Source organism: Novosphingobium sp. (assembly GCF_041915465.1).
In the GTDB taxonomy this organism is placed as follows: domain Bacteria; phylum Pseudomonadota; class Alphaproteobacteria; order Sphingomonadales; family Sphingomonadaceae; genus Novosphingobium.
In genome coordinates this window covers 14,017-38,416 of record NZ_JAYSBK010000005.1, presented here as the reverse complement: position 1 = coordinate 38,416, position 24,400 = coordinate 14,017, and the positions used below count along the sequence as shown (strand labels likewise).

General features: G+C 65.9%; 25 protein-coding genes. 8 read left to right on the top strand and 17 right to left on the bottom strand.

Going from position 1 to position 24,400, the window contains the following annotated elements:
• From ACE3SN_RS02100 to ACE3SN_RS02035, 14 genes are read right to left on the bottom strand one after another with little or no spacing between them, the layout of a single operon-like run.
• Complete coding sequence (locus tag ACE3SN_RS02100) at nucleotides 1-783, bottom strand: SDR family oxidoreductase (protein WP_374527087.1); 783 nt, start codon at nucleotides 781-783, stop codon at nucleotides 1-3.
• On the bottom strand, nucleotides 783-1,961 hold the full coding sequence (locus tag ACE3SN_RS02095) for an acyl-CoA dehydrogenase family protein (protein WP_374527086.1): 1,179 nt from the start codon (nucleotides 1,959-1,961) through the stop codon (nucleotides 783-785). The genes ACE3SN_RS02100 and ACE3SN_RS02095 overlap by 1 nt, the downstream gene beginning before the upstream one ends.
• The gene (locus tag ACE3SN_RS02090) at nucleotides 1,958-3,016 is read right to left on the bottom strand and encodes an acyl-CoA dehydrogenase family protein (protein WP_374527085.1); all 1,059 of its coding nucleotides are present in this window, start codon (nucleotides 3,014-3,016) and stop codon (nucleotides 1,958-1,960) included. The genes ACE3SN_RS02095 and ACE3SN_RS02090 overlap by 4 nt, the downstream gene beginning before the upstream one ends.
• On the bottom strand, nucleotides 3,016-3,921 hold the full coding sequence (locus ACE3SN_RS02085) for an SDR family oxidoreductase (protein WP_374527084.1): 906 nt from the start codon (nucleotides 3,919-3,921) through the stop codon (nucleotides 3,016-3,018). Before ACE3SN_RS02085 ends, ACE3SN_RS02090 begins: the two co-directional genes overlap by 1 nt.
• Nucleotides 3,921-5,072 carry an acetyl-CoA C-acetyltransferase gene (locus tag ACE3SN_RS02080; protein WP_374527083.1) on the bottom strand — a complete coding sequence of 384 codons (1,152 nt, stop codon included), beginning with the start codon at nucleotides 5,070-5,072 and terminating at the stop codon, nucleotides 3,921-3,923. The genes ACE3SN_RS02085 and ACE3SN_RS02080 overlap by 1 nt, the downstream gene beginning before the upstream one ends.
• Nucleotides 5,073-5,082: 10 nt before the next feature.
• A complete protein-coding gene (locus tag ACE3SN_RS02075) occupies nucleotides 5,083-6,015 on the bottom strand; it encodes an acyl-CoA dehydrogenase family protein (RefSeq protein WP_374527082.1) in 933 nt (310 codons plus the stop codon).
• A complete protein-coding gene (locus ACE3SN_RS02070; protein ID WP_374527081.1) occupies nucleotides 6,015-7,178 on the bottom strand; it encodes an acyl-CoA dehydrogenase family protein in 1,164 nt (387 codons plus the stop codon). The genes ACE3SN_RS02075 and ACE3SN_RS02070 overlap by 1 nt, the downstream gene beginning before the upstream one ends.
• Nucleotides 7,178-7,933, bottom strand: coding sequence for an enoyl-CoA hydratase family protein (locus ACE3SN_RS02065; protein ID WP_374527080.1), 756 nt, complete (start codon nucleotides 7,931-7,933; stop codon nucleotides 7,178-7,180). Before ACE3SN_RS02065 ends, ACE3SN_RS02070 begins: the two co-directional genes overlap by 1 nt.
• A 4-nt stretch (nucleotides 7,934-7,937) precedes the next feature.
• Nucleotides 7,938-9,005 (bottom strand): NAD(P)H-dependent flavin oxidoreductase, encoded by a 1,068-nt coding sequence (locus ACE3SN_RS02060; protein WP_374527079.1) that lies wholly within the window; start codon nucleotides 9,003-9,005, stop codon nucleotides 7,938-7,940.
• Nucleotides 9,005-9,904: an enoyl-CoA hydratase gene (locus ACE3SN_RS02055; RefSeq protein ID WP_374527078.1), complete on the bottom strand. Its 900-nt coding sequence runs from the start codon at nucleotides 9,902-9,904 to the stop codon at nucleotides 9,005-9,007. The genes ACE3SN_RS02060 and ACE3SN_RS02055 overlap by 1 nt, the downstream gene beginning before the upstream one ends.
• Nucleotides 9,905-9,916: 12 nt before the next feature.
• On the bottom strand, nucleotides 9,917-10,738 hold the full coding sequence (locus tag ACE3SN_RS02050) for a CoA-transferase subunit beta (RefSeq protein ID WP_374527077.1): 822 nt from the start codon (nucleotides 10,736-10,738) through the stop codon (nucleotides 9,917-9,919).
• Nucleotides 10,738-11,616, bottom strand: coding sequence for a CoA transferase subunit A (locus ACE3SN_RS02045; RefSeq protein WP_374527076.1), 879 nt, complete (start codon nucleotides 11,614-11,616; stop codon nucleotides 10,738-10,740). Before ACE3SN_RS02045 ends, ACE3SN_RS02050 begins: the two co-directional genes overlap by 1 nt.
• Before the next feature lie 7 nt (nucleotides 11,617-11,623).
• Entirely contained in the window at nucleotides 11,624-12,544 is a 921-nt protein-coding gene (locus ACE3SN_RS02040; protein ID WP_374527075.1) for a VOC family protein, read from the bottom strand.
• Nucleotides 12,544-13,344, bottom strand: a complete 801-nt coding sequence (locus ACE3SN_RS02035; protein ID WP_374527074.1) for an SDR family oxidoreductase — start codon at nucleotides 13,342-13,344, stop codon at nucleotides 12,544-12,546. The genes ACE3SN_RS02040 and ACE3SN_RS02035 overlap by 1 nt, the downstream gene beginning before the upstream one ends.
• Before the next feature lie 150 nt (nucleotides 13,345-13,494).
• Between ACE3SN_RS02035 and ACE3SN_RS02030 the strand changes: the two genes are divergently transcribed.
• From ACE3SN_RS02030 to ACE3SN_RS01995, 8 genes are read left to right on the top strand one after another with little or no spacing between them, the layout of a single operon-like run.
• Nucleotides 13,495-14,709, top strand: a complete 1,215-nt coding sequence (locus tag ACE3SN_RS02030) for a flavin-dependent monooxygenase (protein WP_374527073.1) — start codon at nucleotides 13,495-13,497, stop codon at nucleotides 14,707-14,709.
• Between the two features lie 14 nt (nucleotides 14,710-14,723).
• Nucleotides 14,724-15,542, top strand: coding sequence for an alpha/beta fold hydrolase (locus tag ACE3SN_RS02025; RefSeq protein ID WP_374527072.1), 819 nt, complete (start codon nucleotides 14,724-14,726; stop codon nucleotides 15,540-15,542).
• The gene (locus ACE3SN_RS02020; RefSeq protein WP_374527071.1) at nucleotides 15,535-16,029 is read left to right on the top strand and encodes a flavin reductase family protein; all 495 of its coding nucleotides are present in this window, start codon (nucleotides 15,535-15,537) and stop codon (nucleotides 16,027-16,029) included. Before ACE3SN_RS02025 ends, ACE3SN_RS02020 begins: the two co-directional genes overlap by 8 nt.
• On the top strand, nucleotides 16,026-16,820 hold the full coding sequence (locus tag ACE3SN_RS02015) for a fumarylacetoacetate hydrolase family protein (protein WP_374527070.1): 795 nt from the start codon (nucleotides 16,026-16,028) through the stop codon (nucleotides 16,818-16,820). The genes ACE3SN_RS02020 and ACE3SN_RS02015 overlap by 4 nt, the downstream gene beginning before the upstream one ends.
• A gap of 10 nt (nucleotides 16,821-16,830) precedes the next feature.
• Nucleotides 16,831-17,778 carry an acetaldehyde dehydrogenase (acetylating) gene (locus ACE3SN_RS02010; RefSeq protein ID WP_374527069.1) on the top strand — a complete coding sequence of 316 codons (948 nt, stop codon included), beginning with the start codon at nucleotides 16,831-16,833 and terminating at the stop codon, nucleotides 17,776-17,778.
• Nucleotides 17,775-18,812, top strand: coding sequence for a 4-hydroxy-2-oxovalerate aldolase (dmpG, locus tag ACE3SN_RS02005; protein WP_374527068.1), 1,038 nt, complete (start codon nucleotides 17,775-17,777; stop codon nucleotides 18,810-18,812). Before ACE3SN_RS02010 ends, dmpG begins: the two co-directional genes overlap by 4 nt.
• Before the next feature lie 4 nt (nucleotides 18,813-18,816).
• Nucleotides 18,817-20,277 (top strand): FAD-dependent oxidoreductase, encoded by a 1,461-nt coding sequence (locus ACE3SN_RS02000; protein WP_374527067.1) that lies wholly within the window; start codon nucleotides 18,817-18,819, stop codon nucleotides 20,275-20,277.
• A complete protein-coding gene (locus ACE3SN_RS01995) occupies nucleotides 20,270-20,761 on the top strand; it encodes a nuclear transport factor 2 family protein (RefSeq protein ID WP_374527066.1) in 492 nt (163 codons plus the stop codon). Before ACE3SN_RS02000 ends, ACE3SN_RS01995 begins: the two co-directional genes overlap by 8 nt.
• Here the strand turns inward: ACE3SN_RS01995 and ACE3SN_RS01990 are convergent.
• The 3 genes from ACE3SN_RS01990 to ACE3SN_RS01980 are packed head-to-tail and all read right to left on the bottom strand — an operon-like array spanning nucleotide 20,715 to nucleotide 24,342.
• Nucleotides 20,715-21,455 (bottom strand): SDR family NAD(P)-dependent oxidoreductase, encoded by a 741-nt coding sequence (locus ACE3SN_RS01990; protein ID WP_374527065.1) that lies wholly within the window; start codon nucleotides 21,453-21,455, stop codon nucleotides 20,715-20,717. The two genes, ACE3SN_RS01995 and ACE3SN_RS01990, sit on opposite strands and share 47 nt — an antisense overlap.
• A gap of 12 nt (nucleotides 21,456-21,467) precedes the next feature.
• The gene (locus tag ACE3SN_RS01985; RefSeq protein ID WP_374527064.1) at nucleotides 21,468-21,965 is read right to left on the bottom strand and encodes a nuclear transport factor 2 family protein; all 498 of its coding nucleotides are present in this window, start codon (nucleotides 21,963-21,965) and stop codon (nucleotides 21,468-21,470) included.
• A 58-nt stretch (nucleotides 21,966-22,023) separates the two neighbouring features.
• Nucleotides 22,024-24,342: a TonB-dependent receptor gene (locus ACE3SN_RS01980; protein WP_374527063.1), complete on the bottom strand. Its 2,319-nt coding sequence runs from the start codon at nucleotides 24,340-24,342 to the stop codon at nucleotides 22,024-22,026.
• Nucleotides 24,343-24,400: the final 58 nt, after the last annotated feature.

Sequence of the window (24,400 nt, the reverse complement as noted above, 5' to 3'; positions counted from 1 at the left end):
TCAGGCCCTCTGGCTGGAGACCGACAGCACTTCGCCGGTCATGTAAGAGGACAGGTCGGAGGCGAGGAACATCATCACGTTGGCCACTTCCCAGACCTCGGCCGGGCGCCCGAAGGCTTCCTTGGCGGAAAGTTCGGCCAGCAGTTCGTCGGTCGTCACCTTGGCCAGGAACGCGTGCATCGCGATCGAGGGCGCTACCGCGTTGATCCGCACGTTGTGTTCGGCCGCTTCCACCGCCGAGCAGCGGGTGAAGGCCATAACGCCAGCCTTGGCGGCGGCATAGTGGGCCTGGCCCTTTTGCGCACGCCAGCCCAGCACCGAGGCGTTGTTGACGATCGCGCCGGTCTTGCGCTCATACATCGCGGGCAGGAACGCGCGGGTCATGCGGAACACGCTGTTGAGCGTGACGTCGAGCACGCGGAACCACTGCTCGTCGGTCATGGCGACAACATCGACTTCGCCGCCAAGCCCGGCGTTGTTGATCAGCACATCGACATGGCCCAACTGCGCCTGTGCGGCGGCGTGGAGCGCATCGACCTGGTCCTGACTGGTGACGTCGCACACGAAGGTTGCCGGGCGCTGGCCGCATTCGGCCGCGATCCGGTCAGCCGCTTCGCCCAGCCGGCGCTCGTGAAAGTCGCTCATCAGGACGGTCGCGCCTTCTTCCACTGCGCGCTTGGCGGCGGAAAAGCCGATGCCGGTGCCAGCGGCGGCGGTGACCACCACGGTCTTGCCGGCCAGCAGGTTGCGCCCGGTCGGATAGGGCGGGATCGGCGCGGCCATCACACGTCTCCTCGCGGTTCGCGGGGCATTCCAAGCCCGCGTTCGGCAATCAGGTTGCGCTGGATCTGGTTGGTGCCGCCATAGATCGTGTCGGCGCGCGAATAGAGGAACAAGTTGGGCAGGGTGTCCCACTCATACTCTGCGCCCTCGGCCACTTCACCGGCCTGGCCCAGCACGTCCATCGCCAGTTCGCCAAGGCTGCGGCGCCAGCTGGCCCACTGGATCTTGTAGGTCAGCGCCGCGCCGTCGATCTTGGAATGATCGGTCTGCGAGAGCATCCGCAGCGCGCCATAGCGCATCAGGCGGAGGCCGATCTCGGCCTTGGCGATACGCTGGCGGATCAGCGGGTCGCTGGCCGCACCATTGGCCTTGGCCGCGGCGATGATCTCGTCCAGCTCGTTGCGAAAGCCCATCTGCTGGCCGAGCGTCGAAACCCCGCGTTCGAAGGCCAGCAGGCCCATCGCGATCTTCCAGCCATCGCCGACCGCGCCGATCAGGCTATCGGCCGGGCAGCGCGCATCGGTGAAGAAGGTTTCGTTGAATTCGGCATCGCCGTTGATCTGCTTGATCCCGCGGATCTCGATCCCCGGCTGGTCGATTTCCATCATCAGGAAGGTCAGGCCCTTGGGGCCTTTCGAGCCTTCCTCGCTGCGCGAGACGACGAAGATCCAGTCGGAGATATGGGCGAGGCTGGTCCAGATCTTCTGGCCGTTGACCACCCATTCATTGCCTTCGAGCCGCGCCTTGGTGCGGACCGAGGCAAGGTCGGAGCCTGCGCCGGGCTCGGAGAAACCCTGACAGAAAATGGTCTTGCCGGCCGCGATCCCGGGCAGGAAGCGCTGCTGCTGCTCGGGCGTGCCGAAGGCCAGAATGGTCGGCCCGGCCAGTTCGATGCCGATGTGGTTGACGCGGCCCGGAACCCCGGCGCGGGCGTATTCCTCGGCAAAGATCACCTGCTGCGCGAGCGTCGCATCGCGGCCGCCCCACTGCGAGGGCCAGCCGATGCAGCCCCAGCGGGCCTCGCCCAGGCGCTGTTCCCATTCCTTGCGGCGTTCGGGGCTGGCGGTCAGCTTGGTGATGCCCTTGATGTCCCGGAATTCACCGGCCATCTCGGCGTTGAGCCAATCGGCACATTCGGCGCGGAACTGCTCGTCGGCGGCGGAAAATCCCAGCTTCATGCCGCGTCTCCCAGAATCATCGTGGCAATCCGTTCGCGGTGCCAGTTGCCATCGCCCAGCATCGCCTGGATGGCGCGGGCGCGTTTGAAAAACAGGTGGGCGTCATGTTCCCAGGTGAAGCCGATCCCGCCGTGCAGCTGGATCTGGTTGCCTGCGCACATGAAATAGGTGTCGGCGGCAAAGCTCTTGGCGGCATGGAGCGCCAGTTCCGCTTCGTCGGACCCTTCATCTACCGCACAGGCGGCCCAGTAGACTGCCGAGCGGGCCTGCTCGATCTCGATCATCATGTCGGCCAGTCGGTGCTTGTAGGCCTGGAACGAGCCGATCGCGCGGCCGAACTGGACGCGCTCCTTGGCATAGGCGACCGTGCGGTCGAGGCAGGCCTGCGCCCCGCCAAGGGCTTCGGCGGCCACGGCCACGAAGCCCGCGCGGTGTGCGGCGGCAATTGCGGCGGGGGCATCGCCCAGCGGTTCGCCCTTGGCCCCGGCCAGCGTTACGCGGGCGTAAGGGCGGGTCTGGTCCATCGTGGTCAGCGGCGTGACCGTGACGCCCGGCGCATCGGCGCGGATCGTCCAGGCCCCGGTGTTGCTGGTGACAACGAACAGGCCCGCAGAGGCGCCGTGCGCGACGAACCCGGCCGAACCGGTCAGGCTGTTGCCGTTCGCGGTCAGCGCGGCATCATGGACATAGCCCGCGATCAGGTCGCCCGAGAGCAGGGCGGGGAGCAGATCGGCCTGCTGTGCGGCGCTGCCGCCAGCGGCAATCGCCTGGGCGGCCATGGCGAGCGAGCCCAGCATCGGCAGGGCGGCAACCTGTGCGCCCGCGGCTTCGGCGATGATCGCCAGTTCGACCATGCCGAGGCCAGCGCCGCCGGCGCTTTCCGGGATACCGATGCCCGACAGGCCCAGTTCCTGGCAGAATGCAGTCCACAGGCCCTGGTCGATCCCGTTTCCGGCCATCGCCGCGCGGGTGCGTTCGCTGGTGGCGTTTTCGGCAAAGAAGGCGCGGGCCGTCTCGCCGATCATCTGCTGTTCGTCGGTAAAGGCGAATTCCATTATGCCGTCCCCCAAACCTTGCGCGGAGCCACACGCGCGGCCAGCAGCTGTTCGACTGCCGGGCCGACGTCAGCCGGTTCCCACTTCGCGCCCTTGTCCACGACCGGACCTTCGCGCCAGCCGTCTTCGATCATGATCTTGCCGCCTTCGAGTTCGAAGACGCAGCCGGTCACGTCCGCGCTCTGGGCGCTGCCCAGCCACACGACGGTCGGCGCGATGTTCGCCGGGTCCATGACGTCGAAGGTCTGCCCTTCGGTCGCCATCTTCTCGGCAAAGGCCTGCTCGGTCATGCGGGTGCGGGCCGAGGGTGCAAGCGCGTTGGCGGTGATGCCATAGCGCCCCAGTTCCGCCGCCTGGACCAGCGTGAGCGAGGCGATCCCCCCCTTGGCGGTCGAATAGGCCGCCTGCGCGATCGAGCCTTGCAGGCCTGCGCCCGAAGAGGTGTTGATGATCCGCGCGTCGGGGTTGGTTCCGGCTTTCTGCTTGGCGCGCCAATAGTCGACCGCATGGCGCGAGAGGCAGAAATGCCCGCGCAGGTGGACGTGCATCGTGGCGTCCCATTCCTCTAGCGTGGCGGAAACAAACATCCGGTCGCGCACGATCCCGGCGTTGTTGACCACCACGTGGAGGTCACCGAAGGCGGCCACGGCGGCATCGACGATGCGCTTGGCGGCGTCCCAGTCGGTGATGTCTTCGTAGTTGGCGATGGCCTTGCCGCCTGCGGCGATGATTTCAGCCACCACGCCATCGGCGGCGCTCGTGTCACGCCCTTCGCCGTTCAGCGAAGTGCCGATGTCGTTGACCACCACGTTCGCGCCCTCGGCAGCGAAAGCCAGGGCATAGGCCCGGCCCAGGCCGCGTGCGGCGCCGGTGATGATGACGGTACGGTTTTCGCAAATACCCATTACAGCCTCTCGATAATCGTGACGTTGGCCTGACCGCCGCCTTCGCACATGGTCTGCAGACCATAGCGCCCGCCGGTGCGTTCCAGCGCGTTGAGCATGGTGGTCATCAGCCGCGCGCCGGTGGCGCCCAGCGGATGGCCCAGCGCAATCGCGCCGCCATGGATGTTGACCTTTTCGTGCGGGATACCGAGCTCCTTCATCCACGCCATCGGCACCGAGGCGAAGGCCTCGTTGCATTCGAACAGGTCGATGTCGGCCACGGTCATCCCGGCCTTCTTCAGTGCATATTCGGTCGCCGGGATCGGCGCGGTTAGCATCCACACCGGATCGTCGGCGCGGACCGAGATGTGGTGAATGCGCGCGCGCGGCTTCAGGTTGTGTTCCTTCACCGCGCGTTCGCTGGCGACCAGCATCGCGGCTGCGCCGTCGCAGTTCTGGCTCGAAATCCCGGCGGTGATGATCCCGCCTTCCTGCACGGTGCGCAGGCCCGCCAGCCCTTCCAGCGAAGTGCCGGGACGGATGGTTTCGTCCGCCGCCAGTTCGGCCATCGGCGCTAATTCATTGGCGAACCAGCCATTGTCGGCCGCCGCCTGCGCGCGCTGGTGGGATGCCACGGCAAAGGCTTCCATCTCGGCGCGGGTCAGGCCCCACTTCGCCGCGATCATTTCCGCCGAGTTGATCTGGTTCAGGATCCCGTCGCCATAGCGCGCGACCCAGCCGGGCGAGGTGCTGAACGGGTTGGAGAAGCCATAGGGCTCCGCCGCGAGCATCGCCGCCGAAATCGGGATCGCGTTCATTGCCTGGCTGCCGCCCGCGACAACCAGATCCTGCGTCCCGCTCATCACGCCTTGCGCGGCGAAGTGGACGGCCTGCTGGCTCGACCCACATTGGCGGTCGATCGTGGTGCCCGGCACGTGCTGCGGCAGGCCCGCGACCAGCCACACGGTGCGGCCGATGTCGCCGGCCTGCGGCCCGATGGTGTCGCAGCAACCCCAGACCACGTCGTCGACCAGGTTGGCGTCGATCCCGGTGCGCTCGACCAGCGCCTTGATCGGGTGCGCGCCAAGGTCTGCCGGATGGACCCCGGCCAGGCTGCCCTTCTTGCGCCCGATGGGGGTGCGGACTGCGTCGATGATATAGGCTTCGGCCATCTTGGGTTCCTCAGGCAAAGGTGTGTTCGGGACCGATCGGCTGGGCGGCGCCAAGCACTGCCGCATCGACGCGGTTGTAATGGAAGGCGCGGTCGCCCCAGGCTCCGCAAAGGGCCCAGCTGCGCTTCATCCAGAAGTGCAGGTCGACCTCGTAGGTATAGCCCATCGCGCCGTGGACCTGGATTGCGGTCTCGGCGGTGAGCATCGCGGCATCGGTTGCGGCAAGCTTGGCGTGGCTGACGTGGAGGGCGGCGCTGGCAAGGCCATCCTGCATGGCCTGCGCCGCGCGCCAGACCACCGGCTTGGCGAATTCGATCGCGACCGAGCAGCTGGCCAGCTGGTGCTTCAGCCCCTGGAACGCACCGACCGGCTGGCCGAACTGGGTGCGGATCTTGGCGTATTCGACCGCCTGGTGCAGCATCGCGTCGGCCAGGCCGACGAGCTGCGCCGCGCCCATCAGCGCGCCGAGGTTGAGCAGGTGCGGATCGTCGCTGACGGAGGCCGGACGCTCGGTCAGCTGGCGCAGCGGATCGACGCTGACCATTGCCGCACCTTCGCCATCGGCCACCCACGGATTGATCGCATGCGCCGGCGCCAGCTTGCGCGTGCCGGCCACCACGTCGGCCACACCGTCCGTCTGCCCTTGCGAGAGCAGCCAGGCCGCGCCGACGAAGGCGGTGTCGACCAGCGGTTCGGCCAGGCACGCCCGGCCGCACTCTGCCGCGATCAGTGCGGCTTCGACCAGGCCCATGCCAAGCCCGCCGTGCTCTTCCGGCACCAGCAGCCCGGTCAGGCCCATGTCGACCAGCCCCTGCCAGATCTCCGGGTCGCGCGCGCCTTGTTCGTCAAGCCGCCGCAGCACTTCAGGACCATGCGTGCCCGCCAGATAGTTGCGCACGCTCGTCGCCAGCGTCAGCTGGTCTTCGGAAAACCGGAAATCCATCAGCCCGCTCCCACGCGAGGAAGGCCGAGCAGGCGTTCGGCCGTAATGTTGCGTTGCACCTCGTTCGAACCGGCATAGATCGGGCCGGAGAGCGAGAAGATGTAGCCTTCGAGCCACTGGTTGATGCGGCCATCGTCAAACCGCTTCAGCTCGGCCGCCGCGCCCAGCAGTTGCATCGCGGTGCGGTGCATGGCGCGATCAAGCTCGGACCAGAAGATCTTGTTGAGGCTCGCCTCGGCGCCGATGCTGCCCCCGGCCATGATCTTCGCCGCCACGGCATAGGTGTTGTAGGCATAGGCCTGCGCCGCGCCCCAGGCCTGAACCACGGCTTCGCGCGCCGCAGGGGAGGCCTTGTCCTGATGCTGGCGGTACAGTTCGACCAGCCGCTTGGCGGTGGCCTGGAAGCGGCCCGGCGAGCGCAGCATGAGGCCGCGTTCGAACCCGGCGGTGGCCATGGCCACGTTCCAGCCCTGGCCTTCGCCCGCGAGACAATTCTCGACCGGCACACGCACTTCGTCGAAGAACAGCTCGGCAAAGCCGGTGTCGCCGTGCAGCTGACGGATCGGGCGGCGGGTGATGCCCGGGCTGTTCAGATCGAACAGGATGAAGGTCAGCCCCTTGTGGCGCTTGCTGTCGTGATCGGTGCGGAAGATGCCAAAGCCCCAGTCGGCAAAGGCCGCGCGGCTCGACCAGGTCTTCTGCCCGGTGATGACATAGTGATCGCCATCGCGCACTGCCTTGGACTGGATCGCGGCCATGTCGCTGCCCGCGCCGGGTTCCGACCAGGCCTGCGCCCAGATCACTTCGCCGCGCGCCATCGGCGGCAGGAAGCGGGCCTTCTGTTCGTCGGTGCCGAATTCCATGATGGTCGGGCCGAGCAGGAAGATGCCGTTCTGGTTGGCCCGGTTGGGGCCGCCCGCGCGGAAATATTCTTCCTCGAAGATCAACCACTGGATCAGGTCCAGCCCGCGCCCGCCATAGGCTTCGGGCCAGGTCACCATGCCCCAGTTGCCGCTGGCAAGGGTGCGTTCCCACACGACGTGCTGGTCAAAGCCTTCGCGGCATTCCAGCGTGACGAGCGGGTCCTTGGGCACGTTGGCTTCCATCCAGGCGCGCACTTCGGCCCGGAATGCCTGCTGTTCGGGGGTATATTCCAGCCGCATCAGAACTTGGCCGCCTTGCCGGTTTCGACGAAGGCATCACGGCTCTTCTGGCTGTCTTCGTGCATGTACATTTCGAGCGTGAAGCCCTGTTCCCAGCGATAGCCGCGATCGACATCGCGCGGCTCAAGCCCGTTGAGCGCTTCCTTGGCGATGACCAGCGCCTTGCGGCTCTTGGCTGCGATGACCGCGCAGAACGCGCGGGCTTCCGCCACCAGGTCGGCACGCGGGACAACCTTTTCGACCGCACCCAGGCGGTAAGCTTCTTCAGCCGGGATATTGCCGCCGGTGAAGAACGCGGCGCGCACCTTGTGCAGCGGCAGCATCCGCGAGAGGTGGCTGGCTCCGCCCATCGCCCCGCGATCGACTTCGGGCAGCGAGAAGAACGCATCGTCCGCCGCGATGATCGTGTCGCTGGCGCCGCAGATACCGATCCCGCCGCCGATCACGAACTTGTGAGCCGCTACGACCACCGGCACTTCCGCATCGCGGATCGCCTTGAAGGTCAGGTAATTGCCGCGGTTGAGCACGGTGATGCGTTCCGGGTGGGCCTGCATCTCCTTGATGTCGACCCCGCCGCAGAAGCCGCGCGAATCTTCCGCCGCGCGGATCAGCACGCAGTTGACGTCGGGATTGCTGGCCGCCGCCGCGATGATCGCGGGCAGGGACATCCAGGTTTCGCTGTCGAACGCGTTGACCGGCGGCACGTCGAAGACGATTTCGGCGATCCGCTCCTTGATTTCAGTGGTAATCGGCATGGGTTCAGTTCCCCGCACACAGCGCGGCAATACGGGCGCGCGCTTCGGTTTCAATCTGGCTCAGCAACTCGGCACAGTTCGGCAGGTCCTTAAGCCGCCCGGCAACTACACCGGTGGCCATCAGGCCGTGCTCGGCATCGCCGGAGACCACGGCGCGCTGGATCATCATCGGCGCGGCGGCAGCCATCATCGCCTGTGCCAGCGGCATTTCGCCATGGGCCGTCATGCCGCGCGCAGTGGCAATCACCTGCCCCCACGACATGCCGGACTGCTTCTTCATTTCGAGGCCCGCTTCCATCGCGCGCAGCCACATCGCCAGCTTGCCCGAACCTTCGATCCGGCGCAGCAGCGGGTTGAGGATCATCCGCTGCGGGATGCCGTCCACCTTGGTCGATACGGTAATGTCGCCGGTCCCGGCCTTGACGTAAGCGGCCTTGGGGGCGGCCGGAACAGGGCTTTCCGCCGTCATCAGGAAGCGCGTGCCCATCGCGATGCCGCAGGCTCCATAGGCGAGCGCGGCCGCCAGGCCCCGGCCATCGCCAAAGCCGCCCGCCGCCACGACCGGCACGTCCACCGCATCGAGCACCTGGGGCAGCAGCACGGTGGTCGGCACGGCGCCGGTGTGCCCGCCGCCTTCGCCGCCCTGGACGGTGATCATCTCGCAGCCGAGCTGGACCATCTTTTCGGCGTGCTTCACCGCGCCGACGGTCGGGATGCACAGGATGCCTGCATCGCGGAAGCGGCCGATCATCTTCGCATCCGGGCCGCGCCCGAAGCTGACGGCGCGCACCCGGTCGGCATTGGCCAGGATGATCTCGACGATCTCGGCCGCGCCAGCCTGGAAGGAATGGAAGTTCACCCCGAAGGCGTGCGGGGTCATGTCCCGCAGCCGCGCGATTGCCTCGCCCAGTTCGGCCGGCTTCATCACCGCACCGGCCAGAAAACCGAACGCGCCGGCATTGCCGGACGCGGCAACCAGCTGCGGCGTCGCGATCCAGCCCATCGCGGTCTGGATTACCGGCAGGCGGCAGCCGAGCCGCGCGGTAAGAGCAGTGGCCAGTGCGTCGCTCATCAGGCTTTGCTGGCCTCCGACCTGTTGGCCGAAGCTGCCGACTTGCCGCTGACGCCGCCGATCGAATCTCCGGTGACGAGGTCGTTCTGGGCGTGCGCGAAGTGATGCATGTGGAACACCGCGTCCATCGCGCTGCGCTTGCCGCGCAGTTCCTCGACGTGGTTGACCGACTGCTTGGTCAACCAGTTGCCCAGGCGGTTCTGCCCGGCCAGCTTGTTGGCCCAGGCGGCGGTCGCCTCGCGCAGCTGGTCGCGCGGGACGACCTTGTTGACCATGCCGAACTGTTCGGCGCGCGCGGCGCTCATCCGTTCGCCCAGCAGCAGGAATTCCTTGGCCACGCGCGGCGGCAGTTCATAGGCATGGGCGAAGTATTCGACGCCCGGAATGCCCATCAGCGGGTTGACCGGATCCTGGAAGAACGCGTCTTCGCTGGCCACGATCAGATCACATACCCAGGCCAGCATCAGCCCGCCCGCAATGCATGCGCCCTGGACCATGGCGATGGTCGGCTTGGGAATGTCGCGCCAGCGGCGGCACATGCCCAGGTACTGTTCCTGCTCACGCGTGTAGAGCAGTTCGGCGGCCGGCTTGTTGGTGTGCGGGGCCAGCATCAGGCGCTTGTCGAACTCGTGATGCAGGTCGCGGCCCGGCGTGCCGATGTCGTGCCCGGCCGAGAAGTGCTTGCCTTCGCCCGCCAGCACGATGGCCCGCACCGCGTCGTCCTTGACGGCGCGATTGAAGGCATCGTCGAGCGCATAGGTCATCTGCCCGTTCTGGGCATTGTTGAAACCGGGCCGGTTCATCGTGATCCAGGCCACGGCGCCGATCACTTCGTAGCGGACCGGCTCTTCGGTCTCATAGGTGATGTCGACGGACTTGGGCGCAACAAGATCGGTCATGGCAGGTGCTCCTCAGGCGGCGGCCAGTGCGGGCGGGTTGTCCTTGATCACCCCGGCGCGGATATTGTGCGGATCGAGCCGGGCGATGATTTCCAGCATTTCCGCGGTGGGTAGCGGCGTTTCGCGGATGTCGCCGCGTTCCAGCGCAAAGCCGGTGGCTTCCTCGACCTGTTCGAAAGTCACGCCCGGATGCAGTGAAATCACGCGGACCGCGTTGTCGGCGCCGCCAAAGTCCATGACGCACAGGTTGGTGACGATCAGCCGCAGGTCGACGGCCGAGAAGTTGCCGCCGGCAATCCGCTTGGCCGGATTGTAGCCCACGCCCGAAACCATATCGACCTCGCCCGGCACGAACACGCGCGGCGTATGGCTGGGGAAGAAGAACGAATTGGGGTGGTAGATCGTGTTGCCGGGAAAGCCGCGCACGCCCAGCATCTGGGTCTTGGGCTGCTTGTGCGTGCCGCCCAGTTGCGACAGGTTGATCTGGCCGAAGCGGTCGATCTGGGTGGGCGTAACCATCGCGTGGCGGCGGCCCGACCAGACGGCGCTGTCGAAGAACCGGCCGAACGGCAGATGCCCGGCGAAGCGGGGCTTGTAGTCGCCGCGCGGGCCAAGCGGCACGGGCTGTTCGACCAGATAGGCCTCGCCATCGGTCATCATCAGTTCGGGCGTGTGGGTCAGCTTGGCCAGGCTGGCGGCCAGGCGCGGCACCGGGCCGACGCCGGTCGCCACAACTTCGCCATTGCCGCGAAACGCTTCCGAACAGGCGGCGATGCACAGTTCGGCGAGGCTAGGACCGTTTGGGGTCGGGTTCAGGTTCGAATTGTCGCTCATCAGAACACCGGCAACGGCAGGGCCGTCACCGCCTCCTTTCCGCCAACGGATGCAAGATATTCGGCTTCGCTCGCGCCGACGAAACGCACGGCGACCTGGCTCCAGTCGCCGGGGTCGCGGGCCGCGTCGGTATAGGCCTTGAAGGCCTTCATGTCCCAGCCATAGGCAGGGGTCATCATGCTGGGATGCGCGCCGCAGGGGAGTTCGGTGACGCCGCTGATGAAGCAGCGTTCGACCACGTTGGCCTGGGCATCGTCCGGATAGGCATCTTCCATCGCGGGGACGAGTTCTTCGCAGCTGACATAGGTCTTGGCGGCAGCCTTGGCGAACCATTCGTCATAGAACACGTCCGGCCCGAATGCCTGGACGTTGCCGCGCCAGTCGCTGCGGTTGACGTGGAGCAGGGCGGCGTCGAGCTTGAGCGCGGGCATGGCGATCAGCACTTCGCCATCATCATAGGGCGACTGCACGTGCTTCAGCCCGCCCAGTTCGGCGAGGTCCGTGCCAAGCCCGACGCGGGTGGGCAGGAACGGCAGGCCGAATGCGGCGGCTTTGAGGCCCCACTGGAACATCCCTTCGTCCAGTTCGAGGACGTCGATCTGCCCGGCCTCGCGGGCCTTGCGGAACCACGGTTCGAGCGGGATCGCATCGAGGCTGACGAAAGCGAAGACCAGCTTCTTTACCTTGCCCGCAGCGCAGAGCATCCCCACGTCCGCGCCGCCATAGGCGACCACGGTGAGGTCCTTGAGGTCCGAGCGCAGGATTTCGCGGATCAGCGCCATCGGCTTGCGCCGCGGACCCCAGCCACCGATTCCCAGCGTCATCCCGTCTTTCAGCTGGCCGACGATTTCGGCCGGGGTCATTCGTTTGTCGAGCATCGTGATCCTACTCCGCCGCCTTCTTCAGCGCTTCCTGCCAGGCCCAGACGTGGCCCCAGACGCTGATCTGTTCGTGGTGGGTGGTTTCCCAGCTGGCCGGATCGATGACGAGGCCGTCATAGCCGATCTCGAGGTCGAACCCGGCCGGGGTCTGGACATAGAAGCTGGTCATCTCGTCGTTGACGTGACGGCCCAGCGTGGCGGATTCGGCAAAGCCTTCGGCCCGCATCCGGTCATGCGCCTTGCCGACCTCGATCAGGTCGGGCAGCTCGACCATCAGGTGGACGCAGCCCGAGGGCGGGGGCGGCCCTTCGCCCAGCGCCAGGCTGTGGTGGCGTCCGTTTGCGGCATGGAGGAAGGCAAAGCCCATGCCCGGATCTTCCGGCGGACCGCCGTTGAAATAGAAGCGCGGCATGTCGGTTTTGCCGAAGCCCACGACATCGCAATAGAACTCGACCGTTTCAGCAAAGTTCAGCGCCGTCAGCACCGCGTGGCCCATGCCGAGTTCGCCCGTGATGAAGCGCGGCACGCCCAGGGGCGAGACGAACGGCGTGCTGCACGGCGCTTCGCCGTGATAGAATTCCAGACCGTTTCCAGCCGGATCGCTGGTGCGGAACATCGCGGTGACCCCGCGCGCGGCGGCTTCGTCAGCGCTGGCATGGGCTACGGTCCGGCCTGCGGCGACAATGCGTTCAGCCAGGGCTTCATAGGCAGCGGCGCTTTCCACTTCGAAAGCCGGGGCCAGCAACCGTTCGGCCGCGCCGGTTTCAATGCGGAAGCGGAAACCCCGCTCGTCGATGCGATAGAGCGCGGCCCCATCGCTGGCATCGGGTGCGCGCATCGCGCCGACCACCCGGGTCAGGAAGCGGTCCCACTCGGCCGGCTGCGCCGTTTCGATTACTACATAGCCCAGCGACTTAACACTCATCACGACTGAGCCCCTTTTACCAGATCGAGAAAATAGGGCCGCTCACCGCCGCCATCGACATTGATGCGCGCGCCGCTGACCCAGGATGCAAGCGGGGAGCACAGCCACAGCACGGCCCCCGCGATGTCTTCGCCGGTGCCCATGCGCTGCAGCGGCATCGAGCGGCCGACCGCCGCCTGCGCTTCGGCATCGCCATAGGTGGTTTCGGCGGTTTCGGTGCTCATCAGCCCGGCGATGATCGCGTTGACGCGGATCGCGGCCGGTCCCCATTCCTGGGCCAGGCTTTGCGTCAGGTTGAGCAGCCCGGCCTTAGCGGCGCCATAGACGGCGGTGCCGGGAGAAGGGCGGATGCCCGATACGCTGGCGATGTTGACGATGCTGCCGCCGCCGGCCGCGACCATGTGCGGATGCGCGGCCTGGGCCAGATAGAGCGGGGCAACCAGGTTGAGCTTGAGAATGGCGTCGACGAAGCGCGGGCTGGCGGCTTCGGCCGGACTGGCGGGCGAACCACCGGCATTGTTGACGAGGATGTCGATGCGGCCATGTTCGGCCACGACGCCATCGACCAGCGCCTTGGCCGCTTCGGGATCGCGAATGTCGCTGGATGTGAAAGTGACACCATCGGGCAGGGATTCCGGGGCGTTGCGCGCACATGCGATCACCCGGCAGCCGGCTGCCGCAAGTGCTGCGGATACAGCGCGCCCCAGGCCGCGTGTGCCGCCCGTGACGATTGCCACCTGACCTGTAAGGTCGATTTGCAGCGCCTGTGCCAAGGCGGCCTTCTCCCCAAAAAGCTTCACTTGCTGAATCGCGGCATCAACCGCGTCCGAAATTCGCATTATCGGAAGCGAAACGGCTTTTCAATTGACGATTTGCGTATCAAACTATAAAAAAAATTACGAAGCCCACGGTTTGGGCAAGCTTGAGTCGAGAAAAAGGAGCAAGGGAGAATGGCAACCGCTGCCCGGCCGATGGACGGTTCGCAGTCCGTGCCGACCGCTGGCGAATTGATCGCACGCGCCAAGGCGATGATTCCGACGTTGAAGGCGCGCGCGCGACAATGCGTGAGCAACCGCAACGTCTCGGCGGAAACGATCACCGAAATGAAGGCGGCTGGCTTTTTCCGCATTCTCCAGCCCAAGCGCTGGGGTGGCTATGAAATGCATCCCAACGTGTTCTTCGAAGTGCAGAAGGCGCTGGCCGAAGGCTGCATGTCGACCGGCTGGATGTACGGCGTGGTCGGGTGCCACCCTTATGAAATGGCGCTGTTTCACGCCGAAGCGCAGGAAGAGGTCTGGGGCGACGATGCCGACATGCTCGTTTCCTCGACCTATCAGCCGGTCGGTAAGGTAACCCATGTCGACGGGGGCTTCCGCCTTTCGGGCCGCTGGGGCTTTTCGACCGGTTCGACGCACTGCGGCTGGGTGCTGCTGGGTGCGTTCTGTCCGCCCAAGGATGATGGCACGCCGGCCGAAATGCGCACGTTTCTGCTGCCGCGCAGTGACTATGCGATCGATGAAGACGCCTGGCACACCTTCGGCCTGCAGGGCACTGGCAGCCACGACATCATCGTCGATGACGTGTTCGTGCCGGATTACCGCACGCACCGCTCGATCGACGGGTTCCTCTGCCAGAACCCCGGGCAGGAAGCGAACACGGCGCCGCTCTATTCGCTGCCCTGGGCGCAGGTCTTCGTGCGGTCGGTTTCGACCGCGGCGTTCGGCGGCGCAGAGGCGGCGATCAAGGCCGGCATGGCGATCATGCAGGACCGCGTGTCGACCAACACCGGCAAGGCATCCAAGGACGATCCCATCCTTCAGGCCGCTCTGGCCCGCGCGATCGCCGAGAAGAGCGAGATGGAAACCACCCTGCGCCTGACCTTCGAGGAACTGATGGGCTATGCCGAGCGCGGCGAGGCCATTCCGATGGAGAAGCGCACGTTCTTCGCCTACCAGTCGAGCACCGTCGTGCGGCGCCTGGCCGATCTGATTGACGATATCGTCAAGCAACTGGGTGGCCGCGCGATCTACATGACCAGCGAGATCATCCAGCCCTGGCTCGATCTCCACGCTGGCCGCGCGCACGTGGCTAACGATCCCAACAACCGTTCCGGTGAAGCGATCGCCACCCGGCTCGGTGCCGCGCCGCTCAATCCCTTCGTCTGACGGAAGGCGACACCATGACCGATCTTGCCGAAGCCACCTATACCGTTGCCGGCGGCTATCAGATCCACCTCAAGGAAGCAGGCGCCGGGCCGGTCGTGGTGTTCGTCCACGGCAGCGGGCCGGGAGCTTCGGGGGCATCCAACTTCCGCCAGAACTGGCCGCAGTTCGTGGCGGCGGGTTACCGCGTGATCCTGCCCGACCTCATCGGCTATGGCGCTTCCTCGAAGCCCGAGGGGATCGACTACACGCTCCAGCTGTTCACCGACTCGCTTTACGAGGCGCTGCGCGCCCACGGGATCGAGCGTGCGGTGCTGGTCGGCAATTCGCTGGGCGGCGGCGTGGCAATCCAGATGACGCTCGATCATCCGGAACTCGCCGAGCGGTTGATCCTGATGGCGCCGGGCTGCATCGAAGAACAGGCCGACTATTTCAAGATGCCTGGCATCACCAAGATGGTGTCGAACTTTGGCGGCCCGGACTTCAACCTTGATGAGCAGCGCCGCCTGATCGGCAACCTTGTCCATCCCGATTTCGCCTCCAGCATTCCCGATGCGCTGGTCGAGGAGCGCTTTGCCGTGGCGCGGACCCAGCCCAAGGACGTGCTGGTGCGGATGCGCACGCCCAACCTGGGGCCGCGGCTGGGTGAGCTGACCCAGCCGATCTTCGTGCTGTGGGGCCTCAATGACGAGTTCTGCCCCGAAAGCGGCGCGCGGCATTTCCTCGATCGCTGCGCCGATGCGCGCTGCATGACCTTCACTCGCACCGGCCACTGGGTGCAGGTGGAACGCGCCGAGGAATTCAACCGCTATTGCCTGGAATTCCTGCGTGGCTGAAGGCTATCCGAGCATTCCCGACGACCTCCCGGGCCAGTTCCGCGCGGCGATGCGCCGTCTGGCGGCCTCGGTCACGGTGGTCGTGGCCAAGGGGGACAATGGCCCGGTCGGCATGGCGGCAACCTCGGTCACCTCGCTGACGGTCGATCCGCCCGCCGTGCTGGTCTGCGTCAACCGCGCGACCGCCTTGCACGCGCTGCTCGTGCCGACCGCGCCGCTGTCGGTGAACCTGCTGTCGCGTGATCAGCAAGAGGTTTCGGCGGCCTTTGGCGGCGGGCGCCCGCACGAAGAACGCTTTTCGGTCGGCAACTGGCGCGAAGGCGATGACGGCTTGCCGACGCTGGGCGGGGCGCAGGCGAACCTTAGCTGCGTGATCGATGCCATGCTGGCCTATGGTACCCACAGCATCGTGATCGCGCGCGTGCTCAAGGCCCAGGTGCGCGACGAGGTCGCCCCGTTGATCTATCAGGATGGAGCCTATCTGTGAGCGCTGCCGCGAATGCCGGACTGAATGAACGTCTGGCCGAAGAGCTCTATGCCGCGCTGCGCGATGGGCGCTCGGTGGTGCCTCTGATCGAGCGGTTTCCCGCGCTGACGATCGACGATGCCTATCAGATTTCGCTCGGCGCGCTGGCCCGCCGCCGCCAGGATGGCGAGCGGGTGATCGGCAAGAAGATCGGCGTCACTTCCAAGCCGGTGCAGGACATGCTGGGCGTGCACCAGCCCGACTTCGGTTTCCTGACCGACCGGATGTGGATCAAGGGCGAGATCGACATTGCCGCGAACACGCTGATCCAGCCGCGCGCCGAGGCCGAGATTGCCTTCGTGCTGAAGCACAGCCTCAACGGCCCGGGGGTGACTGCCGCCGACGTGATGGCTGCGACCGATTACATCGCGCCGTGCTTCGAGATCGTCGACAGCCGCATCCGCGACTGGAAGATCGGGATCGTCGATACCGTGGCCGACAATGCCAGCTGCGGCGTTTTCGTGATCGGCGAAGCACGCGCCGATCCGCGCGATCACGATCTGCCCGCGCTGCATGTCACGGTGACCAAGAACGGCGCGCCGCTGTCCGAAGGGCTGGGCAGCGCGGTGCAGGGCGATCCGGCCCAGGCCGTCGCCTGGCTTGCCAATACGCTGGGCGCCTATGGCGTCACGCTCGATGCCGGGGACGTGATCCTGTCTGGCAGCCTCGTCCCGCTGGAGTCGGCGGTGCAGGGCGATGTGTTTGAAATGACGCTGCACGGCATTGGGACGTGCGAAGCGCGGTTTGTCTAAGGAAACAGCAATGGCACGGGTAAAGGCCGCGATCATCGGTTCGGGCAATATCGGCACCGACCTGATGATGAAGATGATCAAGTATCCCCAGAACATGGAACTGGCCGCGGTGGTCGGGATCGACCCGAACAGCGAAGGCCTGGCGATGGCGCGCGAGCATGGCATCGCCACCACCCACGAGGGGATCGAGGGGCTGAAGAAGTTGCCCTGCTATGGCGAAATCGGCATCGCCTTCGATGCCACCAGTGCTTACGCCCACAAGGTGCATGACGCCGCGCTGCGCGCCGATGGCATCCAGGTGGTCGACCTGACCCCGGCGGCGATCGGGCCGTTCACGGTGCCGCCCGTCAACATGAGCCAGCATCTCGATCAGCCCAACGTCAACATGGTGACCTGCGGCGGGCAGGCGACGATCCCGATGGTTGCGGCCGTCGCGCGGGTGTCTGACAAGCTTCACTATGCCGAAATCGTCGCTTCGGTCTCGTCGCGCTCGGCCGGTCCCGGCACGCGCGCCAACATCGACGAGTTCACCCGCACCACCGCCCGAGCGATTGAAGTGGTCGGCGGCGCTGCCAAGGGCAAGGCGATCATCATCCTCAACCCGGCCGAACCGCCGATGATCATGCGCGATACGGTGTTCACCCTGTCCGAAGGTGGCAGCGAAGACGCGATCCGCCACTCGGTCGAGGACATGGTGGCCGAAGTGCAGAAGTACGTGCCGGGCTACCGCCTCAAGCAGGAAGTCCAGTTCGAACGCTTTGGCGACAACAACAAGCTCAAGATCCCCGGCATGGGCGAGTGTACCGGCATCAAGTCGATGATCATGCTCGAGGTCGAAGGGGCAGGCGATTACCTCCCCAGCTATTCGGGCAACCTCGACATCATGACCGCTGCGGCCAAGGCCACGGGCGAACTGATGGCCGAGCGCCGCATGAAGCAGGAAGGGAAGGCCCAGTGACCCGCACGTTCAACGTCGCAGCGGGCGACAAGCTCTATATCCAGGACGTCACCCTGCGCGACGGGATGCACGCCGTGCGCCACATGTACGGGATCGACCACGTCCGCGCGATTGCCCAGGCGATCGAGGCCTCGGGCGTCGATGCGATCGAGGTGGCCCACGGCGACGGCCTGTCTGGCGCCAGCTTCAACTATGGCTTTGGCGCCCATACCGACTGGGAATGGCTCGAAGCCGTGGCCGACGTGCTCGACAAGTGCGTGCTGACCACGCTGATCCTGCCGGGCGTCGGCACGGTCGAGGAACTGCGCCGCGCCTATGACATCGGCGTGCGCTCGGTCCGCGTAGCGACCCACTGCACCGAGGCCGACGTATCGAAGCAGCACATCGGCATCGCCCGCGATCTGGGTATGGACGTGTCGGGCTTCCTGATGATGAGCCACATGATCGAGCCGGACGTGCTCGCCCAGCAGGCCTTGCTGATGGAAAGCTATGGCGCGCAGTGCGTCTATGTGACCGACAGCGGCGGCGCGCTCGACATGGACGGTGTGCGCGCGCGCTTCGAAGCCTATGACCGGGTGCTCAAGCCTGAAACCCAGCGCGGGATGCATGCGCACCACAACCTCGGCCTTGGCGTCGCCAACAGCATCGTTGCGGCGCAGTGCGGCGCGGTGCGGATCGACGCATCGCTGACCGGCATGGGCGCGGGTGCGGGCAATGCCCCGCTTGAGGTGTTCATCGCCGCGGTTGACCGCAAGGGCTGGAACCATGGCTGCGACGTCGGCCTGCTGATGGACGCGGCAGAGGATCTCGTTCGTCCGCTGCAGGACCGCCCGGTGCGCGTGGACCGCGAAACGCTGAGCCTGGGCTATGCCGGGGTCTATTCCAGCTTCCTGCGCCACGCCGAAAAGGCCAGCGAAACCTATGGCATCGACACGCGCGCGATCCTGCTCGAACTGGGCCGCCGCAAGATGGTCGGCGGACAGGAAGACATGATCGTCGACGTCGCCCTCGATATGCTCAAGGCAAAGGGTTGAACCCATGACCGAGATTTCGCTGCACCGGCCCTATCCCGCAAGCGAAGTGCCCGCCTGGGACTTTGAAACGGATGTTGCGGTGGTCGGCTTCGGTGCGACCGGGGCCTGTGCAGCGATCGAGGCGGCCGAAGGCGGCGCGCGCGTCATGCTGCTCGAGCGCAATTCGGGCAGCGGCGGGGCATCCGGCCTGTCGGGCGGCGAAATCTACATCGGCGGCGGCGGCGGGACCGAAGTCCAGCGCGCCGCCGGGTTCGAGGATACGACCGAGGACTTTACGGCCTATCTGAAAGCCGCTGGCGGTCCCTGCGCCGACGAGGCCAAGTGCGAGCTTTACGGCCGCGAGGCGCTCAATCACTTTGCCTGGCTCAAGGCGCAGGGCGTGCCCTATCGCGGCAATTACCTGCCCGGCAAGCACATCGAGCCGACCGACGATTCCACCCTGATCTGGTCGGGCAGCGAGGCTGCGGCGCCGTTTTGCGATCTGGCCAAGCCTGCCCCGCGCGGCCACGTGATCCAGCACATGGGCTGGGGCGGCGGACGCCCGCTGGTCGACATCCTCGAGGCTTCGGCCCGCGCGAAGGGCGTCGAGGTGGTGGTCGATGCCCGCGCGCTGGCGCTGGTGGCAGACGGCAGCCGGATCGTCGGCCTGGTGGTGCGGATCGACAACCAGCCCCGCTTCGTGCGGGCGGAGCGGGGCGTGGTTCTGGCCACCGGCGGCTTCGTTTTCAACGAGGCGATGCGGCGCAAGTATTGCCCCGAGACTTTCAAGCTGCGCGATCCCATCGGCGACAAGGACGATGGCGCTGGGATTGAACTGGGCATGGGGGCTGGCGGCGATGCGGTTCACATGGAGCAGTTCTTCACCACCTGCCCGTGGACCATGCCGGAAAGCCATGCCTGTGGCGTGTTCGTCAACACGGCGGGCCAGCGCTTCATCAACGAGGACTGTTATCACGGCCGGGTCAGCCGCTGTGCGGTCGATCAACCGGGCGGCAAGGTCTACCTGCTGCTCGATATGGCGCATTTCGTCCAGCCGATGGATTTTGCGCGGATGTCGATCGCGGGCACTGGCGACAGCTGGGAAGAGGTCGAGGCCGAACTGGAAATGCCCGCCGGTACGCTGAGCGCGACGATGGCGGTCTATAACCGCCATGCCAGCGAGGGGCGCGATCCGCTGTTCGGCAAGCGGCCGCCGATCCTGGTGCCGCTCGATCAGGGGCCGTTCGTGGCGCTCGAGCTCAATTTCGAGACGAGCTATTTCAGCTTCTTCACCCTCGGCGGGCTCAAGACCTCGACCGATGGCGAGGTGCTGGACCGGGGCGGGCAGCCGATTGCCGGACTGTTCGCGGCCGGGCGCTGCACTTCGGGCCTGCCGGCCTGGGGCCATGGCTATTCCTCGGGGCTGAGCCTTGCCGATTGCACCTTCTTCGGGCGGCAGGCCGGGCGCAAGGCCGCGCGTGGCTGAGCCGCTGGCCGCGCGGCTGCAGGCACTGGAGGACCGCGAGGCGATCCGCAACCTGATCGCGCGCTATGGCCCGCTGGCTGACAGCGGCGATGCCGCCGGGATCGCGGCGCTGTTTGCCGAGGACGGGATCTATGCCGTGGGCAGCATGGGCGAGGCGCAGGGGCGGGAGGCAATTGCCGCGCTGATTACCGGGCCGGTCCACCAGTCGCTGATGGCCGCTGGCTGCGCCCATGTGCTGAGCGCGCCGCTGATCGAACTGGATGGCAGCCGTGCTGCCGCATGCTGCCACAGCCTGGTGTTCCGGCACGAGGACGGGGAATGGACTGCCGTACGGGTGTCGGCCAATCGCTGGCTGCTGGAGCGCGGCGCAGAAGGCTGGCGCGTAAAGCGGCGCGACAATGCGCTGCTCGATGGCAGCGATGCCGCGCGGGCGCTCCTCAGCCTGCCAGCTGCCCCCCATCCACGGCCAGCAACGCACCCGTAGTCTTGCGCGAGGCGTCCGAGGCGAGGAATGCCAGTGCTTCGGCAATGTCTTCCGGATCGCAGATGCCGTCGGCCAGCTTGGGCGCGTTGCGCATCACCAGCGGCCAGTCGATGTTGCCCTGCGGCGGCGCAGCCCTGGTCATCGGCGTGGCAACCTGGCCCGGGCAGACGCCGTTGATGCGCACCCCGGCAGCCGCATATTCGAGCGCCAGCGACTTGATCATGCCGACCACGCCGTGCTTCGAGGCGGCATAGGCGGCCGAATAGGGAATGCCCGAAAGCCCGGCGGTCGATGCGACGCAGACGATGTTGCCCTTGCTTTCCAGTAGGTAAGGCAGGGCCGCCTGGCACAGCACGAACACGCTGGTCGTGTTGATCCGCAGCAGCCGCTCGAAATCCTCGACCGCATAGCTTTCGGTCGGGCCCCACTTGAGCATCCCGGCGACGTTGCACAGCACGTCAAGCCCGCCGTCCGCCGCCTTGGCCACCAGCGCGCGGCAGGAATCGTAATCTTCTGCATTGTAGGGGACGACGGATACCGGCGCGCCGATCAGTGCGGCGGTTTCGAGCAGGCCGGCTTCGTTGATATCGGCGATGGTCAGTGCCGCGCCTTCGCGGGCGAACAACTTCGCTGTGGCCTGGCCGATGCCAGATGCCGCGCCGGTGACCAGCACTTTCTTGCCCTGAAAACGCACCGTCAATTCTCCCTAACCGAAACTGCTGGGCGCTTCGCCCATGACCGTGACCCGTGCCAGCCCGTCTTCGTCGACCGCATGGATCAGGCAGCTGAGGCGGCGCGAACGCGTTTCCGCGATCCACCACCGGCCATCCTGTTTGACATAGATATCGTCGTATTCGACGCCCATCTGCGTCAGGCTGCGACTGGCAAGATTGATGTTGTGGAACAGCAGCGACCATTGTCCGCGCGCGCGGGTATCGCTTTCAAAGGTGATGTGCCCGTTCGCCCCATGGTGGATGTCGAAGATTCCAGGCGCACAGCCCATCTGCGCATAGACATCGACGAAGGCATCGCGATCGGTGAATTCGGGAAAGCCGTCATAGGCGATGACCGCACCATCGGGCAGCAGGGTGTCGCGCACGGTTTCGGGTTGCTTGGCATCGCAGGCGCGCAGATAGCGGGCCTTGAGATCGCGGATCGCGCGATCGTCTTCCAGTCGTTGCAGGCGCTGCTCCAGCGAGGTCATGGCGCTCTCCTCGATTGGGCGGGCCGGGCGCATTGGCCCGGCCCGCCCATCACGTGCCTTAGAACTTCACGCCGACGCTCACCCCATAGGTGCGCGGATCGGGGAAGTAGCCCAGCAGGATCCCGCCAAAGCCCGGGCCGAAGTCGATGAAGTTCGACGGATCGGATTCCTTGGTGAGATTGCGCACGAAGACCGAGACGTCGACCTTCGCGCCGCCCAGCGGAACGTCGCCCACGGTGGCACGCAGATTGACGATCGTGCGGCCCTTGGACTGGCTCGAATGGGCGTTCTGGTCCGACGGGGTCGGGGTCACCAGCGCATAGGGGAAGGTGTAGTACTTCGAGGCGTAGTTGAGATCGCCATAGAGATTGAGCTTGCCCCAATCGCCCTCGATCACCTTCCAGTCGACGCCGAGCGCGGCGGTCGTCTTGGGAGCGTGCGGGAAGGCGCGATTGGCCGACACGTCGACACCGCCGTCGATGAAGCTCTTGTACTTGACGTCGAGCACGGCTAGCGAGCCGTTGATCGTCAGCGTGTCGGTCGGGCGCAGCACGGCTTCGAATTCGAGGCCCTGGATGCGCGCGCCAGCGGCATTGCGGATGATCGAAGCCGCACCCGTGCTGGCGGTGAAGACCGACAGCTGCATGTCCTTGTGTTCGTCGCGGAAGGCGGCGACGTTGAAGACCAGGCGCTTGTCGAGCAGCTGGGTCTTCACGCCCAGCTCGTAGCTGTCGACCTTTTCCGGGCGATAGGGATTGCACAGTTCCAGCGCGCCGCTGGGGCAGGCGATCGTCGGCGCGGCAAACACGTTGGTTTCGCCGTTGAACCCGCCCGACTTGAAGCCGCGCGCGAAGCGGGCATAGACGTTCACATTGTCCGACACTTCATAGGACAGCGTCGCGGCCGGCGAGAAGTTGTTGTATTTCGCGTCGGGGATCACGCCGTAGGGGAGGTCCGCCACCACCAGCGGCGAAAAGATGCCGTTCGCATAGTCGAAGTTGACCCGGAAATAGCGGCTGATGTCCTTCTTTTCGTGGGTGTAGCGCGCACCCAGGGTCAGCTTCAGCGCATCGGTCAGCTTGTAGTCAAGCTGGGCATAGAGCGCGAAGGCCTTGGTGTGCGAACCATAGTTCGACTGGAGATCGACGCTGCCGCCGAAGTAGGTCTGCGGGTTGAGCGTTTCGGCTGTTTCGCTGAAGTAGAAGCCGCCCAGCACGTAGCTGAGCCGGTCGTTCAGCGCGCTGCCGGTCAGTTGCAGTTCCTGGCTGAAGGCATCGTAATTGGTGATGCGCTGGGTGTAGGCCACCGGCAGCGGCGAACCATCGAGATCGAGGCCGTCGGCCCAGTCGAGATTGCGATAGGCGGTGATCGACTTCAGCGTGGCAGCGCCAAGATCGGCGGTGAGGGTCAGCGCGTGGCCATAGCTGCGCGACTTTTCATAGGCCGGCGCATCGATCGAGGCCGTGATGACCCGGGTCGCGCTGGTATAGTGATCGAGCGGGAAGAACGCGCCGCCATAGGCATAGCCGGGCGAGGCGGGATCGAAAATGTCGCGCGGATCGCCATTGCGGTTGACGCGTAGCAGCTGCGAGAACGGCGGGGTCTGGTCCGACTTGGTATAGTCAAAGGTGTAGTCGGCGGTGATATTGTCCGACAGTTCCGCCCGCAGCTGGATCATGAAGCTGCCCGAGTTGATCGAGTCCGTGCGGCCACGGCCCGAAGGCTGGTCCGGCACCAGGTCGATAAGGCCGTCGCGGCGGCGATACTGGCCCGAAACCTTGGCCGAGAAGATGCCCATTTGCGGCAGGTCGAGCACGCCCTTGAACTTCCACTCGTTGAAGCTGCCATAGGTCACCTCGGCACTGCCGCCGGCTTCGCCGCTGGGCTTCTTGGTGACGAGGTTTACCGCACCGGCCAGCGCATTGCGGCCATAAAGCGTGCCCTGCGGGCCGCGCAGCACTTCGACGCGTTCAAGGTCGGCGACGTCGAAGATCGAGCCTTGCGCCTTGGCGATATAGACGCCGTCGAGATAGAGGCCGACCGCCGGCTCCCAGGTGATCGCCGGGTTGATGGTGACCGAGCCGCGGATCGAGATCTGCGAGATGGTCTTGGAACCGGGCGCGCGTTCGATCTTCACGTTGGGGGCAATGGTGCCGAGCTTGTCGATCGAATCGACGCCGCGGCTTTCCAGGTACTGGCTGCCGACCGCCGAGATCGCGATCGGAACGTCCTGGACGTTCTCGCTGCGCTTCTGCGCGGTGACGACGATCGCGCCGATCCCGTCATCCTGATCCTGAGCGGTGTCCTGCGCGAAGGCCGGGGTGGTGACCAGCGCTGCCATGGCGGCAAGCGAAGTCGTGGCGAGAAGTGTCTTCATGTCCCCTCCTGAAGGTGTCCTGCGGTGCTTTGATGCCGCAAATGCGAAAAAATAACTC